Genomic DNA, 24552 nt, shown 5'->3' with positions numbered 1-24552 from the left:
GCCATCAAAGGAGAAAGGCCACGCGCCCGACCTCGCCGATGTCGTAGCCGCCCATCGCGGCGGCGCGGCGCCGGAAGGCCTCGCCCTGCGCGAAACGGAGCAGGGCCTGGAAGGCAGGCCCGAAATAGCTCCTGAGCCCCATGACGAGATCGAAGCGCTCCCGCAGCAGGGGCACGAAGTCGAGCCCGCGCCGCGCGGCTTCGGCCAGGATGCCGAAGCCCGCATCGGCCCGCCCTTCGGCGACCGCGGCCGCCACCTCATCCTCCGCCATCGCCGGGTCCGGCAGCAGGTTGATCTGGTCGAGGCGGAGGCCCGCCTCGGTCAGCAGATGGACCATCAGCACATGGCTGCCGGCGCGCGGCTGGCGGCCGATCACCCGGATATCGCCGGCCACGAGGTCTTCGACGCGCGCCAGCCGCCGCGGATTGCCGGCCGGCAGGATCATGCCCTGGTCGCGCCAGGCCCAGACGATGCCGACCGTAGGCCGCGCACCCAGGGCATCGCGCGCCGCGGCTTCGTTGAATCCGCCGCTGTCGGGGTCCAGCACATGGGTCGCTGCGATGATCGCGCGGCCTTCGGCCAGCGCCTCCAGCCCCGCGAGGCTGCCGCCGCTCAGGACCGCCAGCCGGCTGCCCGATTCGCGCACCGCCCAGTCCAGCAGGGGATCATGGCTGCCGGCCACGATCGGCGGCGGCGCCAATGGCGCGCCCGCGGCCGGCTCTGCCTGCAGCGCCAGCCAGCGCGCCAGCGACGCGCGCGGGAAGATCCATTTGCCGCCGACCTGCGCGGCGGGGATCCGGCCGGCACGGGCCAGCGCATAGAGGGCACGCTCCGAAAGCCGCAGCCAGAGGGCGGCTTCCGCCAGGGTCAGGTTGTCCGTCATGCCTGGCAAATTTCGGCAAATGCTGCCCGTCATGCAAGGTCAAACGCGTTGACGCCCCTCAGCACGCTCCCGCAGGGTCCCCCGGAGGGAGAACCGCGTGTCCGATCTGAGCCTTGCCTTCGACGCCGCGCTGACGCTCGTCGCGACGGGCGACGAGACGCTCAGCCGCATCATCCTGCTGTCACTCCAGGTCAGCATCAGCGCGGTCCTGGTCGCGGCCCTGGTGGGGCTGCCGCTCGGCGCCCTGCTGGCCGTCGCGCGCTTCCCGGGGCGGCACGGCATCATCATCACGCTGAACGCCTTGATGGGCCTGCCCCCGGTGGTGGCGGGGCTGGTCATCTACCTGCTGCTCTCGCGCTCAGGGCCGCTGGGCAGTCTTGGGCTGCTCTTCACGCCCGGCGCCATGGTGATCGCCCAGGCGCTGCTGATCGCGCCGATCCTGGCCGCCCTCTCCCGCCAGGTGCTGGAAGGGCTCTGGGAGGAATATGCCGAGCAGCTCCGCTCCTTCGGTGCCGGCACATGGCGCGCGGTTCCGACCTTGCTCTGGGACGGGCGCTTCGCGCTGCTGACGGTGCTGCTGGCCGGCTTCGGGCGGGCAAGCGCCGAGGTGGGTGCCGTGATGATCGTCGGCGGCAACATCGAAGGCTTCACGCGGGTCATGACCACGGCGATCGCGCTGGAGACCAGCAAGGGCGACCTGCCGCTGGCGCTCGCACTCGGCCTGGTGCTGATGGCGATCGTGCTGGCCGTGAATGCCGCGGCACAGGTGGCGCGCGATGCCGCGGTGCGCCGGGCCGGCTGATGCGCGCACCCGTCAGCCATCTGCCCCTGGTCGCGACGCAGCTTCGCTACGCCGCCGGCGGCGTCGCGATTCTGCACGGCCTCGACCTGGCCATCGAGGCCGGGCCGCCGCTCGTCATCCTCGGCCCCAACGGCGCCGGCAAGAGCGTGCTGCTGCGCCTGCTGCATGGCCTGATCGTGCCGACCGGCGGCAACGTCACCTGGAGCGGCGAGCCTGGCCGGCCGCGGGGCGCGATGGTGTTCCAGCGCCCGGTCATGCTGCGGCGTTCCGTCCTCGCCAATGCCGCCTATCCGCTGAAGCTCGCGGGCCAGCCGCGTGCGGCGCGACACGCGGCTGCCATGGCCGCGCTGGACCGCGTCGGCCTGGCGGGGCTCGCGACCCGCGCCGCGCGGCGCCTGTCCGGCGGTGAGCAGCAGCGCCTGGCGCTGGCGCGCGCGGAGGCGACGGGGCCGGAGGTGGTGTTCCTCGACGAGCCCTGCGCCAGCCTCGACCCCGCCGCGGCGCGGGCGGTGGAGGCGATCATCGCCGGCATCGCCGGGCGCGGCGCCAAGGTCGTCATGACCACGCACGACCTCGCCCAGGCCCGCCGCCTGGCGGGCGAGATCGCCTTCCTGCATCGCGGCAGGCTGCTGGAACAGGCGCCGGCCGCCACCTTCTTCTCCGCCCCCAGCACGCCCGAAGCCGCCGCCTTCCTGCGTGGCGAGCTGCTTGCCTGAACCACAAGGACCAAGCCGATGATCCGCCGGATCCTCATCCTCCTCATCATGCTGCTGCCGGCGATGCCGCTCCAGGCGCAGGAGCGCAGCATCACCATCGCCAGCACCACCAGCACGGAGCAGTCCGGCCTCTTTGGCCACATCCTGCCGGAGTTCGCCCGCGCCACCGGCATCGCGGTGCGCGTGGTCGCACTCGGCACCGGCCAGGCGCTCGATGTCGGCCGGCGCGGCGATGCCGATGTGGTCTTCGTGCATGACCGCGCCGCCGAGCTGCGCTTCCTGGCCGACGGCTTCGCCACCCGCCGCGACCATGTGATGTTCAACGACTTCGTGCTGGTCGGCCCCGCCGCCGATCCGGCCGGCATCGATGGGCTGCGCGACACGGTGGAGGCGCTGCGCCGCATCGCCGCGGCGGGGGCGCCCTTCGTCAGCCGCGGCGACCGCAGCGGCACCCATGCGGCGGAGCTGCGCCTCTGGCAGCAGGCCGGCATCGACCCCGCGGCCGGCCGCGGCGCCTGGTACCGCGAGATCGGCCAGGGCATGGGGCCGGCGCTGAACACCTCGGCCGCGCAGGGCGCCTATGTGTTGACCGACCGCGGCACCTGGCTTTCCTTCCGCAACCGCCAGGAGCTCAGGATCCTGGTCGAGGGCGATGCGCGGCTGTTCAACCAGTATGGCGTGATGCTGGTCAATCCGCAGCGCCACCCGCATGTGAAGGCCGCCGACGGCCAGCGCTTCATCGACTGGATCCTGTCCGAGGCCGGGCAGCGCAGCATCGCCGGCTACCGGATCAACGGCGAGCAGCTCTTCTTCCCGAACGCGACCCAGCCCGAGCCGGTCTCCTGATTCAACGCCCCAGGAAAACCGGCTTGCGCTTCTCCCGCCGCGCCACACGCCCTTCGACGTAGTCGGCGCTGGCATAGCAGCGATCGGCGGCCTCCTGTGCGCGGGCCAGGTCGGCCGGTCCATCACGGCGCGTGACTTCCTGAAAGGCGATTTTCGCCGCCATCAGGCTGAGCGGCGCATTCCCCGCCAGCTCCCGCGCCATGTCCTCCACTGCCGCGGCCAGCGCCGCGTGATCGGCGACCAGGCGCTGCACCAGGCCGAGCTGCAGGATCTCCTCGCCGCCATACTGACGCCCGAGCAGCACCATCTCCCGCGCCCGCGCCGGGCCGACGACATCGACCACCTTGATGATGTCCTCGAGACGGTAGGGCAGGCCGAGCTTCACCGCCGGCACGCCCATGCGGGCATCGGCGGTGCAGATGCGGATGTCGGACATCAGGGCGAATTCGAAGCCGGCGCCCAGGCAATAGCCATGGATCGCCGCCACCACGGGCTTAAGCATGCCCTGCAGGGCCTCGGCCACCGCGCGCTGCCAGGCATTGTAGCGCGCGGCGGCTTCGGGGTGGGCGCGGATCGTGTCGAATTCGCTGATGTCATTGCCGGTGCAAAAGGCGCGCTCGCCCTCGCCGGCCAGGACCAGCACCCGGATCGCCGGATCCTCCGCCACCCGCGCCAGCAGACCCGGCAGCGCCTGCCACATCTCGGCGTTGACAGCGTTCAGGCGCCGCGGGTTGTCGAAGACGAGGCGCGCGACCCCGTCCGCGACACCGAACCGGATGAGCTCCGTCACAGCGCCTTCACCGCCCGCAGCGAGGCGATTTCATCCGCCGAAAAGCCGAACTCGGCGAGCACGGCGTCGGTGTGTTCGCCGCGTTCCGGCGTCGGGCGGGCCGGCGGCGTCACACCCGGCATCTGGATTGGCGAGCGGACCAGGTCGATGCTGCCGAGCTGCGGGTGCTGCACCGGGAAGGCAAGCTGCAGGTGCTTCACCTGCTCGTCGGCGAAGACCTGGTCCATGGCATAGACCGGCCCGGTCGGCACGCCGGCGCGGTTCAGCCGCTCCACCCAATTGGCGCTGGTATCGTGCAGCAGCTTCGCCTGCAGGGTCGCGTTGACCTTGGCGCGGTTGGCCGAGCGCGCCTTCTCGGTCGCGAGCTCCGGCGCCTTCGCCTCCTCCGCGATATCGAGTGTTTCGACGATGCGGCGCCACATCTCGTCGCCGCCGGCCGCCAGGTTGATGACGCCGTCCGCGGTGTGGAAGAGACCGGTCGGCACCGTGGTCGGGTGGTCATTGCCGACCTGCTGCGGCACATCGCCCTTCATGGTCCAGCGCGTCGCCTGGAAATCCATCATGGCGATCATGGATTCGAGCAGCGAGGTATGGACCCAGCGGCCCTTGCCCGTCCGTTCCCGCTCATAGAGCGCGATCAGTATCCCGATGGCGCAGAACATGCCGGTGGTGAGATCGGCGACCGGGATGCCGGCCCGCACCGGCCCCTGGCCCGGCAGGCCGGTCACGCTCATCAGCCCGCCCATGCCCTGCGCGATCTGGTCGAAGCCGGGGCGCTTGGCATAGGGTCCGTCCTGCCCGAACCCTGAGATCGACCCCAGGATGATGCGGGGATTGATGGCGCTCAGCGCCTCGTAGTCGATGCCGAGACGCGTCTTCACGTCGGGGCGGTAATTCTCCACCACCACATCCGCCTGCGCCACCAGGCGGCGGAAGGCGGCGAGCCCGTCCGGATGCTTCAGGTTCAGCGTGATGCCGCGCTTGTTGCGATGCACATGCTGGAAATCCGGGCCATGCCGGGCGCCGCCCATGCCCTTGCCGGTATCGATCTCGTCGGGCGCTTCGATCTTGATGCAGTCGGCGCCCCAGTCGGCAAGCTGGCGGACACAGGTCGGGCCCGAGCGCACGCGCGTCAGGTCCAGCACCTTGAGGGAGGACAGAGGAAGCATCAGGCCGTCTCCTTGACCGTCTCGACAGCGCCTGCGATCAGCGCCCCGAGGGTGATGACGATATTGCCGCTGGCATCCACGATCGCCTCCGCGCCGGGCGGCACCAGCAGCGTCGACATGGTCTCTTCGATAATCGCCGGCCCGGCGATCGCGCTGCCGGCGGCGAGCCGGCGGCGATCCAGGACCGGGGTATCCAACCATTGCCCGCCGAAGCGCGCCGGGCGCCGCCCGGTCTCGGCGCTTCCGGCCGCGACGGCCGGCATGTCCGGCCGCAGCACGCCGTCATCGCCGGCACCGGTGACCGAGACGCGGATATTGATCACCTCGACGATCGCCGCCGGCGGCCGACGCGCGAAGATCCGCTCATACCCGGCCTCGAAAGCGGCGCGAATGGCCGGTGCCAGGGCGGCATCGAAGGGGCCGGGCGGCAAGGTGGTGATCAGCTCGTAGCCCTGCCCCACGAAGCGCATATCGGCTGCCCGCGTCACGGTGACGCGTGCATCCGGGCCGAGCGTCGCCGCAATCACCGACCGCGCTTCGGATTCGAGGGCCTGGAACTGCCCTTCGAAGGCATCCCAATCGAGGCGGTCGATCCGCTGCGCGACAGTGCTCACCCGGTCGACGCGCGCCGGCGCCAGCAACAGGCCGAGCGCCGAGGCGACGCCCGCACCCGGCGGGCAGATCACCCTGTTGATGCCGAGCCGACGCGCCAGCTCGCAGCCATGCAGCGGCCCGCCGCCGCCGGTGACCAGCAGCGCGAAGTCGCGGGGGTCATGACCCTGCTCCGCGATATGCACGCGCGCCGCGGCGGCCATGGTCTCGTTCACCACGGCATGGATGCCGGACGCGGCCGCGTCGCGGTCGAGGTCCGCCGCCCGTGCCAGCCCATCCACCGCACGCTCGGCGGCGCCGGTATCGAGCCGCATGGTCCCGCCGGCGAAGGTCTCGGCATCCAGGTAGCCCAGCAGCAGATTGCCGTCGGTGACGGTCGGTTCGGCGCCGCCGCGTGCATAGCAGGCCGGCCCCGGCGCCGAGCCCGCGCTGCGCGGGCCGACCTTGAGCAGGCCCAGCGCATCGAAGGCCGCGATGCTGCCGCCGCCGGCGCCGATCTCGATCAGCTCGACGGTCGAGATGGTCAGCGGCAGGCCGCTGCCGGTGGTGAAGCGCCGCTCGCGGCTCGCCTCGAAGCGATGCACCACCTGCGGCTGGCCATCCTGCACCATGGCGAGCTTGGCGGTGGTGCCGCCCATGTCGAAGGCGAGCAGGTCGGGCGCCCCGGACCGCTCCCCGAAGAAGGCGGCGGAGAGCGCGCCGGCCGCCGGGCCGCTTTCCAGCAACTGCACCGGCACCCGCTTCGCTTCGTCCAGATGCGTCAGCCCGCCATTGGAGAGCATCATGAACAGCGGCGCGGCGAGGCCGAGCGCCGCCAGATCGGCCGAGAGCCGCCCGAGATACCTCTCGGCGAGCGGCTTCACATAGGCATTGGCGACAGTCGTCGAGCTGCGCTCGAACTCCCGGATCTGCGGCGAGACCTCGCTCGAAAGAGACAGCGGAATGGCGGGATGCGCTTCGGCGATGATGCGCGCCGCCTCCCGCTCATGCGCCGGGTTCGCATAGGCGTGCAGGAACACGATGGCGATGGAGCAGACGCCCTGCGCCACCAGCCGTTCCGCGGCCTTGCGCACGCTCCTTGGATCCAGCGCAATCTCCACCGTGCCATCGGGCGCCAGGCGCTCGATCGCTTCCGCCCGCAGCGCGCGGCGCACCAGAGGGCGCGGCAGCGGCAGATGCAGGTCGTAGAGCTCGTACTTCCGCTCGTGCCCGATCTCCAGCGTGTCGCGGAAGCCCTCCGTCGTGATCAGGCCGGTGCGGGCGCCGCGGCGCTCGATCAGCGCGTTGGTGAAGAGCGTGGTCGCATGCACGACGCGGCCCACATCGGCATAGGCCAAGCCCTCGCGCTCGAAGAGGTGGCGCACGCCGGCCACCACGCCGCGCGCCGGATCGTCCGGCGTCGTCAGCTCCTTATGCGCGGTGTAGCGGCCCTGGGCAGGGTCGTAGACGACGACGTCGGTGAAGGTGCCGCCGATATCGATGGCGAGCCCGAGCGTCGCGCTCATGCCGCATCTCCTTCCAGCAATCCGTCTTCCCGGTCCGTGGCCTCGGCCGCCGCATCGCGCGCCGCGGGCGGGCCGAAGCCGCCGCCCCCGGGCGTGCGCAGCGCCACCCGGCTGCCGGGCTCCAGGATGTGCTGGCGCTTCGGATCGACGAGCACGCCATCGATCAGCACCGCCCCCGGCGCGCCCGCCTCCCCGCCGGCCAGGCCCGGTGCCGCGGCTTCCAGCTTGGTGCGTTCCGCCATGAAGGTGATCGCGACCGGCCGGGCCGAGCGGTTCTCGAACAGCCATTCCTGGCCGGTGCCGCCGCGATGCGCCCCGCGCCCGCCGCTGCCGCTGCGCAGCCGCCGGTGATGCACGCGGAAGCCGGAATTCTGCTCGATCATCTCGATCGGCGCGGCGGACACGTTGGACGGCCAGCTCAGCACGTTCGGCCCGTCCCGCTCCGCGCTCGCGCCGTAGCCGCCATTCATGAAAAAGTGGTCGGCGACCGACGATCCGTCGTCGCGCGTGCCGGCATAGTTTAGGCTCCAGAGCGGGGAGCCGACGCCCGCGATCACCTTCCGGGGGATCGCCTGCGCGAGCGCCGAGAGGATCAGCGGCGGCAGGAAGTGGCCGGTGAGCGCGCGGTTCGCGCCCGCGGCCGGCGGCGTCGAGTTCAGAATGCAGCCCAGTGGCGCGTCGACGGTGATCGGCCGGAAGGCGCCTTCGTTGTTCGGCACCTCCGGGCAGAGCGCCGCCTTCAGGGCGAAGGCGGTATAGGCGAAGGTGTAGGAGAAGCAGACATTGATGCCGCGCGGCACCTGCGGATCGGTGCCGGCATAGTCGGCGTGGATCGCGTCCCCTTCCTTGCGCAGCGCCACCATCAGCCGGATCGGCTCCGCCAGCCCGTCGGTCAGCACCTCCGCGCGATAGAGCCCGTCCGGCACCTGCCGGATCGCTGCCCGCGTCGCGCGCTCGGAGCGTCCCTGGATCTCGTCGGCCAGCGCTTCGATGCTGTCGAGGCCGTGCTCGGCCATCAAGGCCAGCAACCGCCGCTCCATCAGGTCGAGCGCGGTGAACTGGGCGAAGAGGTCGCCCATCACCTGGTCTGGCACCCGTGTGTTCTTGCGCAGGAAGCGCGCGAAGGTGTCGTCCAGCACGCCCGCCCGCATCACCTTCATCGGCGGGATCTGCAGACCCTCCTCGAACACCTCGCGCGATTCGGCGGTGCGGATGCGCCCGCCGATATCCGGCGCATGCGCGGCCGATCCCGCGAAGCCGACCAGTCGGCCATGGAGGAAGATCGGCTTGGCGACGGTGATGTCCGGCAGGTGGCCGGTACCCATCCAGATGTCGTTGGTCGCCAGGATATCGCCCGGCGCCAGCGTCTCCGGCGGATATTCGTCGAGGAAGTGCCGGATGGTACGCGGCACGGTGCATAGGAAGGACGGCACGCCATCCGTCGCCTGCACCAGCGAATGCCCGCGAGCATCGGCCAGCACGCAAGCGAAGTCGTGCGATTCCCGGACGATGGTGGAGAACGACGTCCTGAGCAGCGCCGCCGCCGCCTCATCCACCACGGAAATGAGACGCGTCCAGAGCAGCTCCAGCGTCACAGCATCGAACGTCGTTCGCATGGTTCAGTTCACCCGGATATCGGCGGCGCTGATCACCGCGTTCCATTTGGTCGTCTCGGCGGCAAAGAAGCGCCGGCTCTCCTCGACGGTGCCGCCGACCGGAATGGCGCCGAGGGAGGCGAAGCGGGCGCGCACTGCGGGGTCGGCGAGCACCGCCCGGGCATCGGCGTTCAACCGCTCCAGCAGCGGCGCGGGAACCGAGGCGGGGGCCGCCAGCGTCATCCAGGCGGTCGCCACGTAGCCCGGGGCCCCGGCCTCCTGCGCCGCCGGCACGTCCAGCACGCTGACGCGCTCGCTGGAGGTCACCGCCAGCACCCGCACCACATTGGCCTGGGCCAGAGGCGGCACGGTCGGCACGTTCTCGAACATCACCTGGATATTGCCGGCGGCCAAGTCGTTCAGCGCCGCGGCGCTGCCGCGATAGGGCACATGGGTCATGCGCAGGCCGGTCGAAAGCAGGAAGAGCTCGCCGGCGAGATGGGTGGAGCTGCCGTTGCCCGCCGAGCCGAAGGTGAGCTCGCCCGGCTTTTGCCGCGCAAATGCGATCAGCTCCTGCAGCGTGCGCGCCGGCACCGAGGGATGCACGATGATGGCGTTCGGCATGTCCGCCAGCACCGTAATCGGTGCCAGATCGGTGGACGGGCTATAGGGCAGGTTCGCGTAGATCGCGCTGGCCGCGTGGATGCCGATGGTGCCGAGCAGCAGTGTGTGCCCATCCCCCGCCGCGCGGGCGACGACCTCGGCGCCGATATTACCGCCGGCGCCAGGACGATTCTCCACCACCACCTGCTGACCCCACCGCGGCGTCAGGCGCTCGGCCATGATGCGCGCCAGCACATCGGCCGTGCCGCCGGCGGCGAAAGGCACGATGAGGCGGATGGGGCGCGTCGCCCAGGGGGTCTGCGATCGTGCCGCGCGGGATGCGGTCCATGCGCCGGCGAGGGCGATCACCCCGAGATCACGACGTTTCATACGGGTCTCTCCTGAAGCCGATGGGGCCGTGTGTCTTTGGCGAGGGTCGTCCCGTTCTGGGCAGCGTCTTCGAAAGGACGCTTGCATAGATGTCGCGGCCGGCGGCGATGTGCCGCCGCATGGCCCGCTCGGCGGCCGCGGCGTCGCCCGCTTCGATCGCCGCCACCACGGCGGCATGCTCCGCGAGGACGTGCTCCGGCCGCTCGGCGGCGCCACGGGCGAGATGGCGGTAGCGTTCGAAGGCGAGCAGCACCTGCTGGTGGCAGGCCGCCGCGGCGCGGTTGTCGGCGAGGCGCCGCAGCGCTTCATGGAAGTCTAGCCCGGCGGCGAGCGTCAGGTCGGCATCGGCGATTCGCATCACGCGCGCCAGGCGGTCATGCGCGGCGCGGAGCGGCGCAGCATCGGCTTCCCCGGCCGCGACCCGGCGCGCCGCCTGGGCGGCGAGGAGCCCTTCCAGCACCTCCCGCGTCGCGGAAAGCTGGGCCATCTCGTCGAGGTCGAGGGGCGGAACGCGAAGCCCGCGCGCCGGCTCCCGCACCAGGAGGCCGAGCGCTTCCAGGCGCTGCACGGCGTCGCGCAGCGGCGTGCGGCTGATGGACAGCCCCGCTGCCAGCCCTTCTTCGGTGACCAGCTCGCCGGGCGCGATCGCGCCCTGGCTGATCGCGCGCCAGACATGGCGGAAGGCGCGCTCCGCCGCGCTGAGGCCGGCATCGGAGCCGTCGAACGGAAAAGGCCGCTCTATCATGCATCCATGTATACATGGATTCGTGAGGATGCAACACCGCTTCCACGGTGCTGCATCGCGCCCTGCCTACCCCAGGTAGCCCGCGGCACGATCGGCGCCGATCGCGGCTTCGGCCCGTTCCGCCGCCGGCCCATGCCCACCGCCGCCCGGGGTCGCCAGCGACACCGTGTCGCCCCGCTGCAGCACGTATTGCCGCTTGGGATCGACCTTCTCGCCGTTGATCTTGAGCACACCCGGCGCGCCCGCCTCGCCGCCTTCGATGCCGAAGGCCGGGAAGATGGTGCGCTCCGCGAGGAAGGAGACGGCGATCGGCGTCTCCGACCGGCTCTCGATCAGCACTTCCTGCCCGAGGCCGCCACGATGCCGCCCCGGCCCGCCGCTACCTGGCCGCAGTCGCTTGTGGTGGACGCGGATGGGCGCGATGTGCTCGCTGATCTCGATCGGCGTCGAGGAGACATTGGACGGCCAGGACAGGCAGGAGATGCCGTCGCCGCGCATGTTGGCGCCCATGCCGCCATTGAAGAAGAACATGTTGGCATAGGGCTTTCCCGCCGCGTTCACGCCCGACTGGTTCATGCCCCACATCGGCGATCCGCAGGCGGCCATCACCCGCTCCGGCACCACCTGGCCGAGGCAGCCGAAGACCAGCATTGGCAAATAGTGGCCGATCAGCATGCGCGACCCGCCGGAGGCCGGGAAGACCGGGTTCACGATGCAGCCCGGCGGCGCCACCACCGAGATGGGGCGCCAGGCGCCCTCATTGTTCGGCAGGTTGGGGCTGGTGCAGACCTTCACCCCGTACATCACCATGGCATAGGTGTAGCAGAGCGCGCAGTTGATGGCCCGATCGACCTGCGCATCGGTCCCGGTGAAGTCGGCGGTGAGCTGATCGCCCGCGATGGTCAGGGACAGTCGGATGGTGATCGGCTTGTCCATCAGCCCGTCGGTCTGCAGCTCGCTGCGGTAGACGCCGTCCGGCAACGCCGTGATCGCGGCGCGCATGGCGGTCTCGCAGCGGCTGTGGATCTCGGCGGCGAGGTCGCGCAGATGGTCGAGCGAGGCCTGCTCCATCAGGATCAGCAGCCGCTCCTCCATCAGGTCGAGCGCCACCACCTGGGCCCAGAGATCGCCCAGCGTCTGCTCCGGCGTGCGCACGTTCTGGCGGATCATCGCGAGCAGCGTCTCGTCCGGCTTGCCGGCGCGCAGCAGCTTCAGCGGCGGGATCTGCAACCCCTCCTCGAACACCTCGCGCGGCTCGGGGCTGCGGATCTTGCCGCCGATATCCGGCGCATGCGCGGTCGAGGCGCTGAAGGCGACGAGCTTACCGTTGCGGAAGATCGGCTTGGCCACGGTGATGTCGGGCAGATGCCCGGTGCCGAGCCAGAGGTCGTTGGTGATCAGCACGTCACCGGGCTGCAGCGTCTCCTCCGGGAAGAAGCGCAGGAAATGCTTCACCGTCTCCGGCAGGGTGCCGATGAAGCTCGGGATGCTCTCGGTCGCCTGCACCAGGGACTGGCCGGTCGCGTCGGTGACGACGCAGGAGAAGTCGTAGCTCTCGCGGACCAGGGTCGAGAAGCTGGTGCGCACCAGCGCCGCCGCCGCCTCGTCGACGAGGGAGATCAGGCGCCGCCACAGCAGCTCGATCTCGACGGCATCGAAGCGCCGCGGCGCGGTTTCATTCGCGGTCATCGCCTATATTCCTTGTCAGTGGGGCGTCCGATTCAGACCTCCGGGCCTTTTCGGCCCTCCGGTCATCGGACGCTCAGATCACGCGTTCGGCGAGGATGGAGCCGTCGGGCAGCACGGTGATGCGCGCACCCGGCCCGACGACGAAGGTGCTCTCATTCTCCTCGAAGACCGCCGGGCCTTCGAGGGTGGCGCCCGGCGCCAGGGCGTAGCGGTCATAGACCGGTGTCTCGACCTCACCCCCGGCATCCGGGAAATGCACCCGCCGCCGGCCTTTCAGTGCCGCCGCCCCCGCCTTGCCGCTGGCGATGCGGAGCGTCCCGCCGGCGCCCGGCATCGGTGCCGCGACGGAGAGCCGCAGCGCCACGAACTGCGCGGCCGCACCGGGCGGCGTGCGGCCGAACAGCACGCGATAGGCGGCCTCGAAGGCGCCGAGCACGCTCGCCGCATCCAGCGTCTCCGGCAGCGCCACGGTGATCTCCGACCCCTGCCCCACGTAGCGCATGTCGGCGAGCCGGCGGACACTGCGCCGTGCGAGGTCGGCGCCGGTGTCGCGCACCACGGCCAGCGCATCCTTCTCCAGCGCCTCGAACATGCCGGAGACCTCGGGCCAGGCCACGGATGCGAGCGGTCTGTTGAAGGAGGTGACGCGGTCGATGCGCGCCGGCGCCATCAGCATGCCGATCGTGCTGCCCGCGCCCGCGCCCGGGGGGCAGACGACGCGGGAGACACCGAGCTTGCTACCGACATGCCAGGCATGGACCGGCGCCGCACCGCCGGTCGCGAGCAGCGCATAGTCGCGCGGCACGCGGCCCCGCTCCGCGATCGCGACGCGCGCGGCGCCGGCCATGTTCTCGTTCACGACGTCATGGACACCGAAGGCGCCGCGCTCGCCGTCGAGGCCAAGTGTGGCGGCCAAGCTTGCCAGCGCTGCCTTCGCGGGCCCGGTGTCGATCTGCATCGCGCCGCCCAGGAAGAAATCCGCGTTGAGGTAGCCGAGCGCCAGATCGGCATCGGTCACCGTCGGCTCGCTGCCGCCACGGCCGTAGCAGACGGGCCCGGGCTGCGCGCCCGCGCTCTCCGGCCCCACTTGCAGCGTGCCGAGCTCGCTCCGCCGGGCGATGGAACCGCCGCCGGCGCCGATCTCGATCAGCTCCACGGTCGCGATCTGCACCGGTAGGCCGGAGCCGCGCAGGAAGCGCTTGGTACGCGCCGCTTCAAAGCCCCAGGCGACCAGCGGTTCCCCGTCATCGACGAGCGCGAGCTTTGCGGTGGTGCCGCCCATGTCGAAGGCGAGCACGCGGTCGAGGCCGGCATGCCGCCCGAACCAGGCGCCGGCCAGCGCACCCGCCGCGGGCCCGCTCTCCAGCAACTGCACCGGCGCGCGCTTGGCCTCGGCGACATGGGTCAGGCCACCATTGGAGAGCATCAGGAACAGCCCGCCTGGTACGCCGGCGCGCTTCAGCGCGGCTTCCAGCGTGTCGAGATAGGTCTCCGCGATCGGACGCACATAGGCATTGGCGACCGTCGTCACCGCCCGCGGATATTCCCGGATCTCCGGTGCGATGTCGCAGGAGAGCGAGAGCGAGAGCTTCGGGAAGCGCCGCGCCACCGCTTCCGCCACCGCGCGCTCATGCGCCGGATTGGCATAGGCATGCAGGAAGCAGATGGCGAGGCTGGTGACGCCCTCGCCGACCAGGGCCGCCACCTCCGCCAGCGCGCCCTCGACATCGACCGGCACCTCCACGCTGCCGTCCGGCGCCAGGCGTTCGCGCACCTCGCGCCGCCAGGGACGCGGCACCAGCGGCTTCGGCATCTCCAGGAACAGGTCGTAGAGCTCGTATTTCCGCTCCCGCCCGATCTCCAACACATCGGCGAAGCCGGCGGTGGTGAGCAGGCCGGTTGCCGCACCCTTGCGTTCGATCAGCGCATTGGTGAAGAGCGTCGTCGCATGCACGACGCGGCCGATCGACCCCGCCGCGATGCCGCTCTGGTCGAGCAGCCGCGCCAGGCCCTGCATGGCACCGCGGGACGGATCGTCCGGCGTGGTGCTTTCCTTCCAGATGGCCGCACCCCCATCGGCGGGATCGAGGATGACGAGATCGGTGAAGGTGCCGCCGATATCGATGCCGAGAGAGAGGGACGCCGTCATGATGGTCCTTGCCTGAGCGTCCGATGACCGGAGGGCCGAAGGGCCCGGAGGTCTGAAGCGGACGCGCCACTTAAAGGGCTGCTTGCGGTCAGCCGGATGGGAAGGGGAAGGTCAGTCGCCGCGGATGTTGTTCGCCTGGACGACCTGCGCCCACCGCGCGCGGTCACGGCGGATGCGCTCCGCGAAGGCGGCGCCGCCCTCGCCGATCGGGATCAGGCCGCGCTCCATCAGGATGCGCGCGGTCTGCGGATCGCGCACCGCCGCGGCGAAGATCTCGGCGAGCCCGTCGCGGACCTCGGCCGGCAGGCCGGCCGGACCCGCGACGCCAAACCAGTTGTTGATCTCGAGTGCCGGGATGCGTGCCGCGAGCGGCGGCAGTTCCGGCATCAGCGGCGTCGGTTCCGCCGCGGTGACGCCGAGGCCCTTGAGCTGCCCGCCGCGGATCTGCGGCGCCACCTCCGCTACGTTGGCGACCATGATGTCGATCCGCCCGGCCGAGACATCGAGCGTCGCCGGCGCGCCGCCGCGGTAGGAGACATGGGTCATGGTCACGCCGACCGCCCCGCAGAACAGCGCCGCACCGAGATGGTTGATGGAGCCGTTGCCAGAGGAGGCGTAGGTCGCGGCACCGCCGCGCTGCCGCGCATAGGCGATCAGCCCTTCGACGTCGTTGAAGGGCGCGGCAGGCCGCGCGACCAGCGCCATCGGGGTGCCGGCGAGGACGGAGACCGGCGTCAGCTCCCGGTCGAGGTCGAGCGGCACCGGGATGCCGGGGATCGCCGGCAGCACCGACATCAGGCCCATGATGGCACTGGCCAAGGTATAGCCATCGGGCGCCGAGCGGGCGGCCGCCTGGGCGGCGATGAAGCCATAGGCGCCGCTGCGTACCTCCGCCACCACGGCGACGCCGCGCACGCGCTGCATGCCCTCGGCGACCACGCGCACCAGGATGTCCACGGCGCCGCCGGGCGGATAGCCGATCAGGATCCGGATCGGCTGCTGCGGCACCCAGGCCGCCTGCGCGGCAGGCGCCAAGGCGGCAGTCGCGGCGCCGGCCAACAAGGCACGACGGGGCATGCGGAACACGGTCATCTTTCACCTCCTGGCTTGGCCGGGGTGGCTGCGATCATCCCTGTGCCGCCGGGTGCACGGCCCGCACAGCGTCTTCAACCACCCCAGATCATGCGCACAATGCATGGTCTGAGGCAGATCGCGCTACCGTGAGCATCGACAATCCAGAGGTTCCCTGGAAACAGAGGGACTCGCAACTGAAACTCCCTCATGCCTTCATGATGGTTCGGAATGAAGTTCGGGTCCCGACCATGCGCCGCCACGTGCCTGCCACCGCCGCCCTCCAGGCCTTCGAGGCCTGCGCCCGCCATCTCAGCGTCTCCCGCGCGGCGGAGGAGCTGCGGCTGACCCAGAGTGCGGTCAGCCGTCAGCTCGCGGGGCTCGAGGCGCAGCTCGGCCTCCGGCTGTTCCAGCGGGTGCGGCAGCGCCTGGTGTTGACCCCGGCCGGCGCCGCCTATGCGCCGCAGGTGCGCGGCAGCCTGGCGCGCATCGAGGGTGCGACGCTGGAACTGCTGGCGCATCGCGGCGGCGGCGGCACGCTGACGCTCGCGATCTCGCCGACCTTCGGCGCGCGGTGGTTGATGCCGCGCCTGCCGGGGTTCCGGAAGATGCACCCAGCCGTGATGCTGAACTTCCGGAACTACACGACGCGCCTCACGCGGCTCGATTTCGCCGCTGAGGATGTCGATGCCGCGCTCTTTCTCGGCGAGGAGGATCGGCCCGGCATCGTCACCCATCGCTTGATCGAGGATGCACGGGTGCCGGTTTGCGCGCCTTCTCTGCTGGCGGAGCTGCGCATGCCCCGCGACCTCGCGCGGCAGACGCTGCTGCAACAGACCACGCGGCCGCGCGGCTGGGTGGAGTGGTTCGCCGCCGCCGGCCTTCCCGGCATCGACGGGCTGCGCGGCCCGCAATTCCACCATATGGCGATGGTGGCGGAGGCCGCCGCGGCCGGGCTTGGCATCGCGCTGCTGCCGCGTTTTTTGATCGCCGCCGATATTGCCGCCGGCAGGCTCGCCACGCCCTTCGATGTGCCCTTGCACGGACGCGAGGCCTATCTTCTCGCCTATCCGGAAGCCGCGGCCGAGGTGCCGGCGCTGCGCGGCTTCCGCGATTGGCTGCTGGAGCAGATCGCCGCAGGGCGAGACCGCCCGGAGGCGTGAATCTGCTCACAGTACACGGTGTTCTAATGGAGGCGCCGCCGCCGCTGGCCATCGCCGCCAGCCAGGTCTAGGATTCTGCCAGTACCCGCGCCGGAGAGCGCGCGAGCAGGAGGAAGCATGGGCCAAGGCCTGCGCGCGATCGATTGCGATCTGCATCCCTGGGTGCCCGGCATGCAGGCGCTCGCGCCTTATCTCGATGAATTCTGGCGCGACCAGATCACCGAGCGCGGCATCACGCAGCTCGACAGCCAGAGCTATCCGTTGAACGCGCCGCTCACCACCCGCGCCGATTGGCGCGGCGCACGGGGCGAGGCGCCGCACAGCATCGAGGCGCTGCGCGCCCAGGCGCTCGATCCCTGGGGCACCGAGATCGGCATCCTGAATTGCCTCTACGGCGTCCAGCTCGTGCTCAACGAGGACATGGCGGTCGCCTTCACCCGGGCGCTGAACGACTGGGTGCGCGCCGAATGGCTGGACCGCGATCCACGGCTGCGGGCCTCCATCGTGCTGCCGCTGCAATCGGTGGAGCGTGCGGTCGAGGAGATCGAGCGCCTGGCCGATGATCGGCGCTTCGTGCAGGTGCTGACGCTCGCGATGGGCGAGCAGCCGCTCGGCCGCCGCCAGTACTGGCCGGTCTGGGAGGCCTGCGTGAAGCATGGGCTGCCGCTCGCGATCCATGCCGGCAGTGCCTATCGCAATCCGGTCACCTCGATCGGCTGGCCGTCCTGGTATCTGGAGGACTATGTCGCCCAGGCCCAGGGCTTCCAGAGCCAGCTCGCGAGCCTGATCACCGAAGGCGCGCTGACGAAGTTTCCAGAACTGAAGGTGGTGCTGCTGGAATCCGGCGTCTCCTGGCTGCCGGGCTTCCTCTGGCGGCTGCAGAAGACCTGGAAGGGCGTGCGCTTCGAGGTGCCCTGGGTGAACCGCCCGCCGGCCGAGATCGTGCGCGACCAGGTGCGCCTCAGCGTGCAGCCCTTCGACGTGCCGGAGGATGCCGCGACGGTCGCGCGCCTGCTCGATCACCTGCGGTCCGACGCCATGCTGCTCTGGGCGAGCGACTGGCCGCATGCGCAGTTCGAAGGCGATGCGCGCATCCCGGCCGGCCTGCCGCCGGCGCTGCTGCCGAAGCTGATGTGGGACAATCCGCTCGCCACCTATGGCCGCATCCGGGCCACCGTCACGGAAGGGGTATCGGCATGAACATCCTGGTCTCCCCCGGTCATACCGAGGGCCTGGCGCCGGGCCGCCCGCCGCAGGCGGTGCTCGGGTTGATCGATGTCGACATCCATCCGCGGGCGCATTCGCTGACGGCCTTCAAACCCTATCTGTCGCAGCGCTGGTGGGACTACCTCCTAACCTACGGCCTGCGGGCGCGGCACGGCTTCGCCGGCGGCCAGCCGCCCTTCCCCAAGGCGCAGCCCATGGCCTCCCGCCGCGACGCCTGGCCGCCTGGGGGTTCGCCCGCCTCCGATCTCGGCTTCGTTCGCGCCCAGCATCTCGACCACTACGGCATCGATGCCGGCGTGCTGAACCCGCTGCAGCCTTCCGGCCAGGGCGACCAGAACAACCTGTTCTCGGCCGCCATGGCGCGCGCGGTGAATGAGTGGCAGGTCGAGGAATGGACGCGGCCGGAGCCGCGCCTGCATGCCAGCATCGTCGTGCCCTATGAGGATGGCGAAGCCTCCGCTGCCGAGATCCGCCACTGGGCAGGCCACAAGGATTTCTGCCAGGTGCTGATGATGAGCCGCACCGCGGAGCCGGTCGGCAAGCAGCGTTACTGGCCGATCTACGAGGCGGCGCAGGAGGTGGGGCTGCCGGTCGCCTTCCACGCCTTTGGCTATAGCGGCTGGCCGATGACCAATGCCGGCTGGCCGAGCTTCTATATCGAGGAGGTGTCGGAGCACGCCACCTCCTGCCAGCCGCAGATGACGAGCCTGGTCGTGGAAGGCGTCTTCGAGCGCTTCCCGAAGCTGAAGATCATCCTGATCGAATGCGGCTTCGGCTGGCTGCCGGCGCTGGCCTGGCGGCTCGACAGGCATTGGAAGACTTTGAAGGCGGAGGTGCCGCACCTGAAGCGCGCGCCGTCCGAGTATCTGCGCGAGCATGTCTGGGTCTCGACCCAACCGATGGAGGATCCGGAGAAGCCCGAGCATCTGCTCGACATCATCGAATGGATCGGGCCGGACCGCATCCTCTTTGCCAGCGACTACCCGCACTGGGATTTCGACGACCCGCGCCTCGCCATCCCCTCGATCATCCCACTGGAGCAGCGCCAGGCGATCTGGGGCGGCAATGCCCGCCGGGCCTACGGGTTCTGACATGGCGAAGCATGTCGTGGCGCCGCTCGGGGAGATCCCGCCGGGCGGGCGCAAGCTGGTGGAAGCGTCTGGCCGGCGGATCGCGGTCTTCAACCTGGACGGCGAGTTCTTCGCGCTGCTCGACCGCTGCCCGCACCAGGGCGGCTCGCTCTGCGGCGGCATCGTTACCGGCCATGTCGAGAGCAGCACGCCCGGCGAGTACCGCTATTCCCGCCGCGGCGAGATGATCCGCTGTCCCTGGCACGCCTGGGAATTCGACATCCGCACCGGCAAATCTTGGTTCGACCCGCGCCGGATGAAGGTGCGCAGCTTCCCCGCCGCGGTCGCGAAGGGTGCCGAGCTGGTGGAGGGCCCCTTCGTCGCGGAGACCTTCCCGGTGCGCGTGGAGGATGACTACGTGGTCGTGGAGGCCTGAGCGCGGCACCACGCGCAAAGGCAGGGAGGAGAACGGGATGATGGCGCGTCACCCGATCGGCCGGCGAGCCCTGCTGGCCGCTTCGGCGGGGCTCGCGGCGCCGCGGCTGGCGCGGGCGCAGGCCTGGCCGGAGCGGCCGGTGCGCATGCTGATGGGCTTCCCGCCCGGCGGCCCCACCGATGCCGTCGGCCGCCTGATCGCGGCCGGCCTGCAGGCGGCGATCGGCCAGCCGGTGGTCTTCGAGAACCGGCCGGGCGCCAATTCCGTCCTCGCCGCCGAGGCCGTCGCCCGGGCGGCGCCGGATGGCTACACGCTGCTCTTCGCGTCCAATGCGCTGGTCATGAATGCCAGCGTCTATGCGCGGCTGCCCTACGACCCCGCGACCAGCTTCGCCCCGATCAGCATCGTCGCGACATCGCCGAACGTCTTCTGGTGCGGTACCAGCCAGCCCTGGCAAAGCCTGGAGGAGGTGGTGACCGCGGCGAAGGCCCGCCCCGGCCAGCTCGGCTATGCCAGCACCGGCAATGGCGGCAACGGGCATTTCGGTGGCGAGACGCTGCGCCAGGCGCTCGGCATCGACATCACCCATGTTCCCTATCGCGGCACCGCGCCGGCGTTGCAGGATGTGATCGCCGGCCGAGTGCCGCTGATGCTGCAGACCCTGGTCGGCGCGATCGGCCCCTACCGTGCCGATCAGCTCAGGCCGCTGGTGGTGTTCGGCCCGCGGCGGGCGCCGGAGCTGCCGGAGGTGCCGACTCTTGCGGAACTCGGCCATGACGTCGCGGATTCCGGCGTGTGGTTCGGGGTGCTGGCGCCGGCCGGGACCGGCGCGCCGATCATCGAGCGCGTCTCCGGCGCCCTATCGGCGCTGCTGCAGCGCCAGGACACGCGGGACCGGCTGGCGACCCAGGCCTCGGTCCCGGCCTTCGCCGGACCCGAGGCCTTCGCCGTCCGGATCCGGAGCGATGTCGGTGCCTGGGCCGAGGTGGCGCGACGCGCGGGTATGCGGCCGGAGTAGGCACAAAGACGACGGGCCGGAAGACCGGCCCGAGGCCGCGAATGCGGCCCGCGCGAAGTCGCGCGTCATGCGAAGAGCGTGCTTCTCGCACGACGCCAAGCCACCCGGACGCGCGGCGCGTCACGCCACAGGCGTGCCTTTGGCACGACGCGTCTGAGGGGGCCTTCGTCGATCTCCGACGAAGGCCACTCAAATCAAGGCGCGTCGTCGAAGAGGTGCGCGATCCGCGCCCGGAGGCCGACCCGCGTGCCCGGCGCGATGCGCCCTTCCGCTTCATGCGCGTCGCCGCGGGCGATCTCCGCCTCAATGCGGTTGCCGTCCTCGAGTTCCAGCTCGACCAGCAGCGCGCCGCCGCGGGACGCGGTGCGGCGCACGATCGCCGGCACGCCGGGCCCGCCGGGCGGCAACAGCTCGATATCATGCGGCCGCACCATCGCGAGCCCGCCATGCGGCCGGTCCGGCACCAGGGCCCGGCGAAGCCGCGGCGGCACGCGCAGCGCATCGCCCAGGAATTCCGCGACGAAGGGCGTCGCCGGGCTGTCATAGACCTCATGCGGCGTGCCGAGCTGTTCCAGCCTGCCTTGGTTCAGGATCGCGACGCGGTCCGCGAGCTCCAGCGCCTCCTCCTGGTCATGGGTCACGAAGACGGTCGAGAGGCCGAGCCGGTCATGGAGCTCCCGGAGCCAGCGGCGCAGCTCGCGCCGCACCTTGGCGTCCAGCGCTCCGAAGGGCTCGTCCAGCAGCAGCAGCCGCGGCTCGATCGCCAGCGCACGCGCCAGCGCGACGCGCTGCCGCTGCCCGCCAGAGAGTGCGGCCGGCTTGCGTTCCGCGTATTCCTCCATCTGCACGGTGCGCAGCAGGGGCAGCACGCGGTCGCGGATCTCCGCCTCGGTCAACCGCAGGCGGCGCGGCCGGGCACGCAGGCCGAAGGCGACATTCTCGAAGACCGAGAGGTGGCGGAACAGCGCGTAGTTCTGGAACACGAAGCCGATGCGCCGCTCCCGCGCGGTCAGCGCCGTGGCGTCGTCGCCATCGATCAGGATGCGGCCGGCATCGAGGAATTCGAGGCCGGCGATGGCCCGCAGCAGGGTCGTCTTGCCCGACCCCGACGGCCCGAGCAGCGCAAGCAGCTCTCCCGGTCGGGTCTCCAGCGTGACGCCGTCGATCGCGGCGACCTTGGGTCCGTAGCGCTTCACCGCGCCTTCGATGCGGATCGCCATCTCAGCTCCCCTCGCCCGCGCGGAGCCGCATGCGCCGTTCCAGCCACAGCTTCAGCACGAGGGTGACGATGGCGAGCAGCGCCAGCAGGGATGCACAGGCGAAGGCGCCGACCTCGTCATATTCGTTGTTCAGGATCTCGACATGCAGCGGCAGCGTATTGGTCTCGCCCCGGATATGGCCGGAGACGACGGAGACCGCGCCGAACTCCCCCATCGCCCGGGCATTGGTGAGCAGCACGCCGTAGAGCAGCCCGAGCGCCGCATTGGGCAGCGAGACGCGCAGCAAGGTGGTGACGGCGCCGGCACCGAGCGTCGCCGCCGCCTCCTCCTCCTCCACACCCTGGCGGCGCATGATCGGCACCAGGCTGCGCGCGACGTAGGGCAGCGTCACGAAGATCGTCGCCAGCACCATCCCTGGCAGGGCGAAGATGATCTTGATGTCGTGCCGCTGCAGCCAGGGGCCGAGCCAGCCCTGCGCGCCGAAGATCAGCACGAAGACCAGGCCGGCGACGACCGGCGAGACCGAGACCGGCAGGTCGATGAAGGCGGCCAACAGGCCCCGGCCGTAGAATTCATGCTTGGCGATCGCCCAGGCGGCGGCGACGCCGAGCACCAGGTTGACCGGGACAGAGATGGCCGCGATGACCAGAGTGAGGCGGATGGCGGCGATCGCGTCCGGCTCCTGCAGCGCCGCGATGAAGCGCGGCCAGCCGCGCGCGAAGGCCTCCGTCACCACGACCACCAGCGGCAGCACCAGGAAGACGCCGACCCAGAGCAGGGCGAAGCCAACCAGCGCCCAGGCGAGCGGTGCCGGATCGCGCAGTGCGGGCCGTGTATGGCCGCTCATGCCACCCGGTCCCGCTCCAGCCGGCGCTGCAGCACCACGCAGACCAGCAGGACCGCCAGGCTGGCGCCGAGCAGCACCGTCGCGATCGCCGTCGCGGCGCCATACTGGAACTGCTCGAGCTGCACGACGATGAGCAGCGGCGCGATCTCGCTCACCATGGGCATGTTGCCGGCGATGAAGATGACGGAACCATATTCGCCGACCGAGCGGGCGAAAGCGAGCGCGAAGCCGGTCGCGGCGGCGGGCGCGATCGCCGGCAGCACAACGCGAAGAAAGGTCGAGGCGCGCCCGGCGCCGAGCAGGGCCGCCGCTTCCTCGAGCTCCGGCTCCAGGTCCTGCAGCACCGGTTGCAAGGTGCGAACCACGAACGGCAGGCCGATGAAGAGCAGCGCCAGGAACACGCCGAAGGGCGTGAAGGCGAGCTTGATGCCGAAAGGTTCCGCGATCCGGCCGAGGATGCCGTCGGGTGCGGCGATGGTGGTGAGCGCCACGCCGGCAACCGCGGTCGGCAGCGCGAAAGGCAGGTCGATCAGCGCATCGACGATGCGGCGGAAGGGAAAGCGGTAGCGCACCAGCACCCAGGCGAGCACGGTGCCGACCACCGCATTCACGCCGGCGGCCAGCAGCGAGGCGCCGAAGGACAGGCGATAGGCCGCCATGGCACGCGGCGAGAATGCGGCATCGACGAAGGAATCGAAGCTTTGCCCCGCGGCGCGCAGCAGCAGCGCCGCGAGCGGCAGCAGCACCAGCAGGCCGGTGCCCAGCATCGCGATGCCGAAGGCCGGCCCGAAGGCCGGCACTGCGGTGGGCCTGTGGAAAGTGAAGCCGCCGCTCATACCGGCCAGCCTGTCGGCTGACCCGGTATGAGAGTCCTTGTTGCGTGCGCGGCCGCCCCACCAACCCCGCGCACGATACCGCCGAGCCTCTCCACGGAAAGGGCAACAGCGAACCGGTCAGCAACAAGGCTCGGCGGTATCACCTGGCCGCCCCGGTGATCTGGTCGAACACCGCATTGTCGGCGAAATGCGCCGCCGTCGCCTGGGCCCAGCCGCCGAAGACGTCGTCGATGGTGAAGAGCGGGATGTCGCGGAGCCGGGCCAGGTCCTCGGCCGCCGCATGCTGCGGCGCGACCGGGCGATAGAAGTGCTTGGCGATGATGCCCTGCACCTGCGGCGTATAGAGGAATTCCAGATAGCTCCGCGCCAGCGCCTCGGTGCCGCGGCGGCGCGTCACGCTGTCGACCACCGCGACCGGCGGCTCCGCCAGGATCGAGCGCGTGGGATAGACCACCTCGAAATTCGCGGCCCCGAACTCCGCCAGCACCAGATAGGCCTCGTTCTCCCAGGCCAGCAGCACGTCGCCGATGTTGCGTCGCGCGAAGGTGAGCGTCGATCCGCGCGCCCCGGTGTCGAGCACCGGCGCGTTGCGGTAGAGCGCCTGGACCAGGGCGCGCGCCGCCGCCTCGTTGCTGCCCGGCTGCGCCAGGGCCCAGCCCCAGGCGGCCAGGTAGTTCCAACGGGCGCCGCCCGAGGTCTTCGGGTTCGGCGTCACCACCTGGATGCCTGGTCGGGCGAGATCGCCCCAGTCGCGCAGGTTCTTGGGATTCCCCTTGCGGACCAGCAGCACGATGGTACTGCGGTAGGGGGCGGAGCGTTGCGGGAAGGCGTTCCGCCAGTCGCGCGCGATCAGCCCGGCCTGGGCGATCACGTCGATGTCGCCGCCAAGCGCCAAGGTCACGACATCGGCTTCCAGCCCGTCGATCACCGAGCGCGCTTGGCGGCCGGAGCCGCCATGGGACTGGCGGATATTGACCGCGCTGCGCCCCGCCGCCCGCTCGGCGGCGGAGAAAGCGGCGTTGATGTCGCGGTAGAGCTCCCGCGTCGGGTCATAGGAGACATTGAGCAGGCTGCGCTCCTGCGCCGCCGCCGGACGATATCCGGCCAGGGAAAGCGCGGCCGTGGCGCCGATGACGGATCTGCGTCGCATGTCTGCCTCCGTTGTGCCGA

At 70.8% G+C, this 24552-nt stretch carries 22 protein-coding genes; 8 read left to right on the top strand and 14 right to left on the bottom strand.

Going from position 1 to position 24552, the window contains the following annotated elements:
• Window positions 1–4: 4 nt before the first annotated feature.
• Window positions 5–883: a helix-turn-helix transcriptional regulator gene (locus GXW71_RS21150; RefSeq protein ID WP_211854665.1), complete on the bottom strand. Its 879-nt coding sequence runs from the start codon at window positions 881–883 to the stop codon at window positions 5–7.
• A gap of 97 nt (window positions 884–980) precedes the next feature.
• Between GXW71_RS21150 and GXW71_RS21145 the strand changes: the two genes are divergently transcribed.
• From GXW71_RS21145 to GXW71_RS21135, 3 genes are read left to right on the top strand one after another with little or no spacing between them, the layout of a single operon-like run.
• The gene (locus GXW71_RS21145) at window positions 981–1685 is read left to right on the top strand and encodes an ABC transporter permease (RefSeq protein WP_211854664.1); all 705 of its coding nucleotides are present in this window, start codon (window positions 981–983) and stop codon (window positions 1683–1685) included.
• The gene (locus GXW71_RS21140) at window positions 1685–2401 is read left to right on the top strand and encodes an ATP-binding cassette domain-containing protein (protein WP_211854663.1); all 717 of its coding nucleotides are present in this window, start codon (window positions 1685–1687) and stop codon (window positions 2399–2401) included. Before GXW71_RS21145 ends, GXW71_RS21140 begins: the two co-directional genes overlap by 1 nt.
• Window positions 2402–2419: 18 nt before the next feature.
• Entirely contained in the window at window positions 2420–3247 is an 828-nt protein-coding gene (locus tag GXW71_RS21135; protein ID WP_211854662.1) for a substrate-binding domain-containing protein, read from the top strand.
• Between the two features lies 1 nt (window position 3248).
• Here GXW71_RS21135 and GXW71_RS21130 read toward each other — a convergent pair whose 3' ends face one another.
• From GXW71_RS21130 to GXW71_RS21090, 9 genes are all read right to left on the bottom strand, one after another.
• Window positions 3249–4037, bottom strand: coding sequence for an enoyl-CoA hydratase-related protein (locus GXW71_RS21130; RefSeq protein ID WP_211854661.1), 789 nt, complete (start codon window positions 4035–4037; stop codon window positions 3249–3251).
• Window positions 4034–5206 (bottom strand): CaiB/BaiF CoA transferase family protein, encoded by a 1173-nt coding sequence (locus GXW71_RS21125; RefSeq protein ID WP_211854660.1) that lies wholly within the window; start codon window positions 5204–5206, stop codon window positions 4034–4036. Before GXW71_RS21125 ends, GXW71_RS21130 begins: the two co-directional genes overlap by 4 nt.
• Window positions 5206–7323, bottom strand: coding sequence for a hydantoinase/oxoprolinase family protein (locus tag GXW71_RS21120; RefSeq protein ID WP_211854659.1), 2118 nt, complete (start codon window positions 7321–7323; stop codon window positions 5206–5208). The genes GXW71_RS21125 and GXW71_RS21120 overlap by 1 nt, the downstream gene beginning before the upstream one ends.
• Entirely contained in the window at window positions 7320–8939 is a 1620-nt protein-coding gene (locus GXW71_RS21115; protein ID WP_211854658.1) for a hydantoinase B/oxoprolinase family protein, read from the bottom strand. Before GXW71_RS21115 ends, GXW71_RS21120 begins: the two co-directional genes overlap by 4 nt.
• A gap of 3 nt (window positions 8940–8942) precedes the next feature.
• Entirely contained in the window at window positions 8943–9911 is a 969-nt protein-coding gene (locus GXW71_RS21110; protein WP_211854657.1) for a Bug family tripartite tricarboxylate transporter substrate binding protein, read from the bottom strand.
• Window positions 9898–10656, bottom strand: a complete 759-nt coding sequence (locus tag GXW71_RS21105) for a GntR family transcriptional regulator (RefSeq protein ID WP_211854656.1) — start codon at window positions 10654–10656, stop codon at window positions 9898–9900. The genes GXW71_RS21110 and GXW71_RS21105 overlap by 14 nt, the downstream gene beginning before the upstream one ends.
• Window positions 10657–10722: 66 nt before the next feature.
• On the bottom strand, window positions 10723–12345 hold the full coding sequence (locus GXW71_RS21100) for a hydantoinase B/oxoprolinase family protein (RefSeq protein WP_211854655.1): 1623 nt from the start codon (window positions 12343–12345) through the stop codon (window positions 10723–10725).
• Between the two features lie 73 nt (window positions 12346–12418).
• Entirely contained in the window at window positions 12419–14494 is a 2076-nt protein-coding gene (locus GXW71_RS21095) for a hydantoinase/oxoprolinase family protein (protein WP_211854654.1), read from the bottom strand.
• 111 nt (window positions 14495–14605) lie between these two features.
• On the bottom strand, window positions 14606–15586 hold the full coding sequence (locus GXW71_RS21090; protein WP_211854653.1) for a Bug family tripartite tricarboxylate transporter substrate binding protein: 981 nt from the start codon (window positions 15584–15586) through the stop codon (window positions 14606–14608).
• A 242-nt stretch (window positions 15587–15828) separates the two neighbouring features.
• Here GXW71_RS21090 and GXW71_RS21085 point away from each other — a divergent pair, with 242 nt between their 5' ends.
• From GXW71_RS21085 to GXW71_RS21065, 5 genes are all read left to right on the top strand, one after another.
• Entirely contained in the window at window positions 15829–16728 is a 900-nt protein-coding gene (locus GXW71_RS21085; RefSeq protein WP_367615929.1) for a LysR substrate-binding domain-containing protein, read from the top strand.
• A gap of 117 nt (window positions 16729–16845) precedes the next feature.
• Window positions 16846–17928 (top strand): amidohydrolase family protein, encoded by a 1083-nt coding sequence (locus GXW71_RS21080; protein ID WP_211854651.1) that lies wholly within the window; start codon window positions 16846–16848, stop codon window positions 17926–17928.
• Window positions 17925–19046 (top strand): amidohydrolase family protein, encoded by a 1122-nt coding sequence (locus GXW71_RS21075; protein ID WP_211854650.1) that lies wholly within the window; start codon window positions 17925–17927, stop codon window positions 19044–19046. Before GXW71_RS21080 ends, GXW71_RS21075 begins: the two co-directional genes overlap by 4 nt.
• Before the next feature lies 1 nt (window position 19047).
• Window positions 19048–19461, top strand: coding sequence for a Rieske (2Fe-2S) protein (locus GXW71_RS21070; RefSeq protein WP_211854649.1), 414 nt, complete (start codon window positions 19048–19050; stop codon window positions 19459–19461).
• A 37-nt stretch (window positions 19462–19498) separates the two neighbouring features.
• Window positions 19499–20479, top strand: a complete 981-nt coding sequence (locus tag GXW71_RS21065; protein WP_211854648.1) for a Bug family tripartite tricarboxylate transporter substrate binding protein — start codon at window positions 19499–19501, stop codon at window positions 20477–20479.
• 194 nt (window positions 20480–20673) lie between these two features.
• Here the strand turns inward: GXW71_RS21065 and GXW71_RS21060 are convergent, their stop codons facing one another.
• The 4 genes from GXW71_RS21060 to GXW71_RS21045 all read right to left on the bottom strand — a co-directional run bounded on the left by GXW71_RS21060 (window position 20674) and on the right by GXW71_RS21045 (window position 24532).
• The gene (locus GXW71_RS21060; protein ID WP_211854647.1) at window positions 20674–21699 is read right to left on the bottom strand and encodes a sulfate/molybdate ABC transporter ATP-binding protein; all 1026 of its coding nucleotides are present in this window, start codon (window positions 21697–21699) and stop codon (window positions 20674–20676) included.
• A gap of 1 nt (window position 21700) precedes the next feature.
• On the bottom strand, window positions 21701–22546 hold the full coding sequence (gene cysW / locus GXW71_RS21055; RefSeq protein WP_211854646.1) for a sulfate ABC transporter permease subunit CysW: 846 nt from the start codon (window positions 22544–22546) through the stop codon (window positions 21701–21703).
• Complete coding sequence (gene cysT, locus GXW71_RS21050) at window positions 22543–23382, bottom strand: sulfate ABC transporter permease subunit CysT (RefSeq protein ID WP_211854645.1); 840 nt, start codon at window positions 23380–23382, stop codon at window positions 22543–22545. The genes cysW and cysT overlap by 4 nt, the downstream gene beginning before the upstream one ends.
• A 139-nt stretch (window positions 23383–23521) precedes the next feature.
• Complete coding sequence (locus GXW71_RS21045) at window positions 23522–24532, bottom strand: sulfate ABC transporter substrate-binding protein (RefSeq protein WP_211854644.1); 1011 nt, start codon at window positions 24530–24532, stop codon at window positions 23522–23524.
• Window positions 24533–24552: the final 20 nt, after the last annotated feature.

Origin of the sequence: Plastoroseomonas hellenica (assembly GCF_018129085.1) — a bacterium.
Taxonomy (GTDB): domain Bacteria; phylum Pseudomonadota; class Alphaproteobacteria; order Acetobacterales; family Acetobacteraceae; genus Plastoroseomonas; species Plastoroseomonas hellenica.
This window is presented reverse-complemented; position numbering and strand designations above follow the sequence as displayed.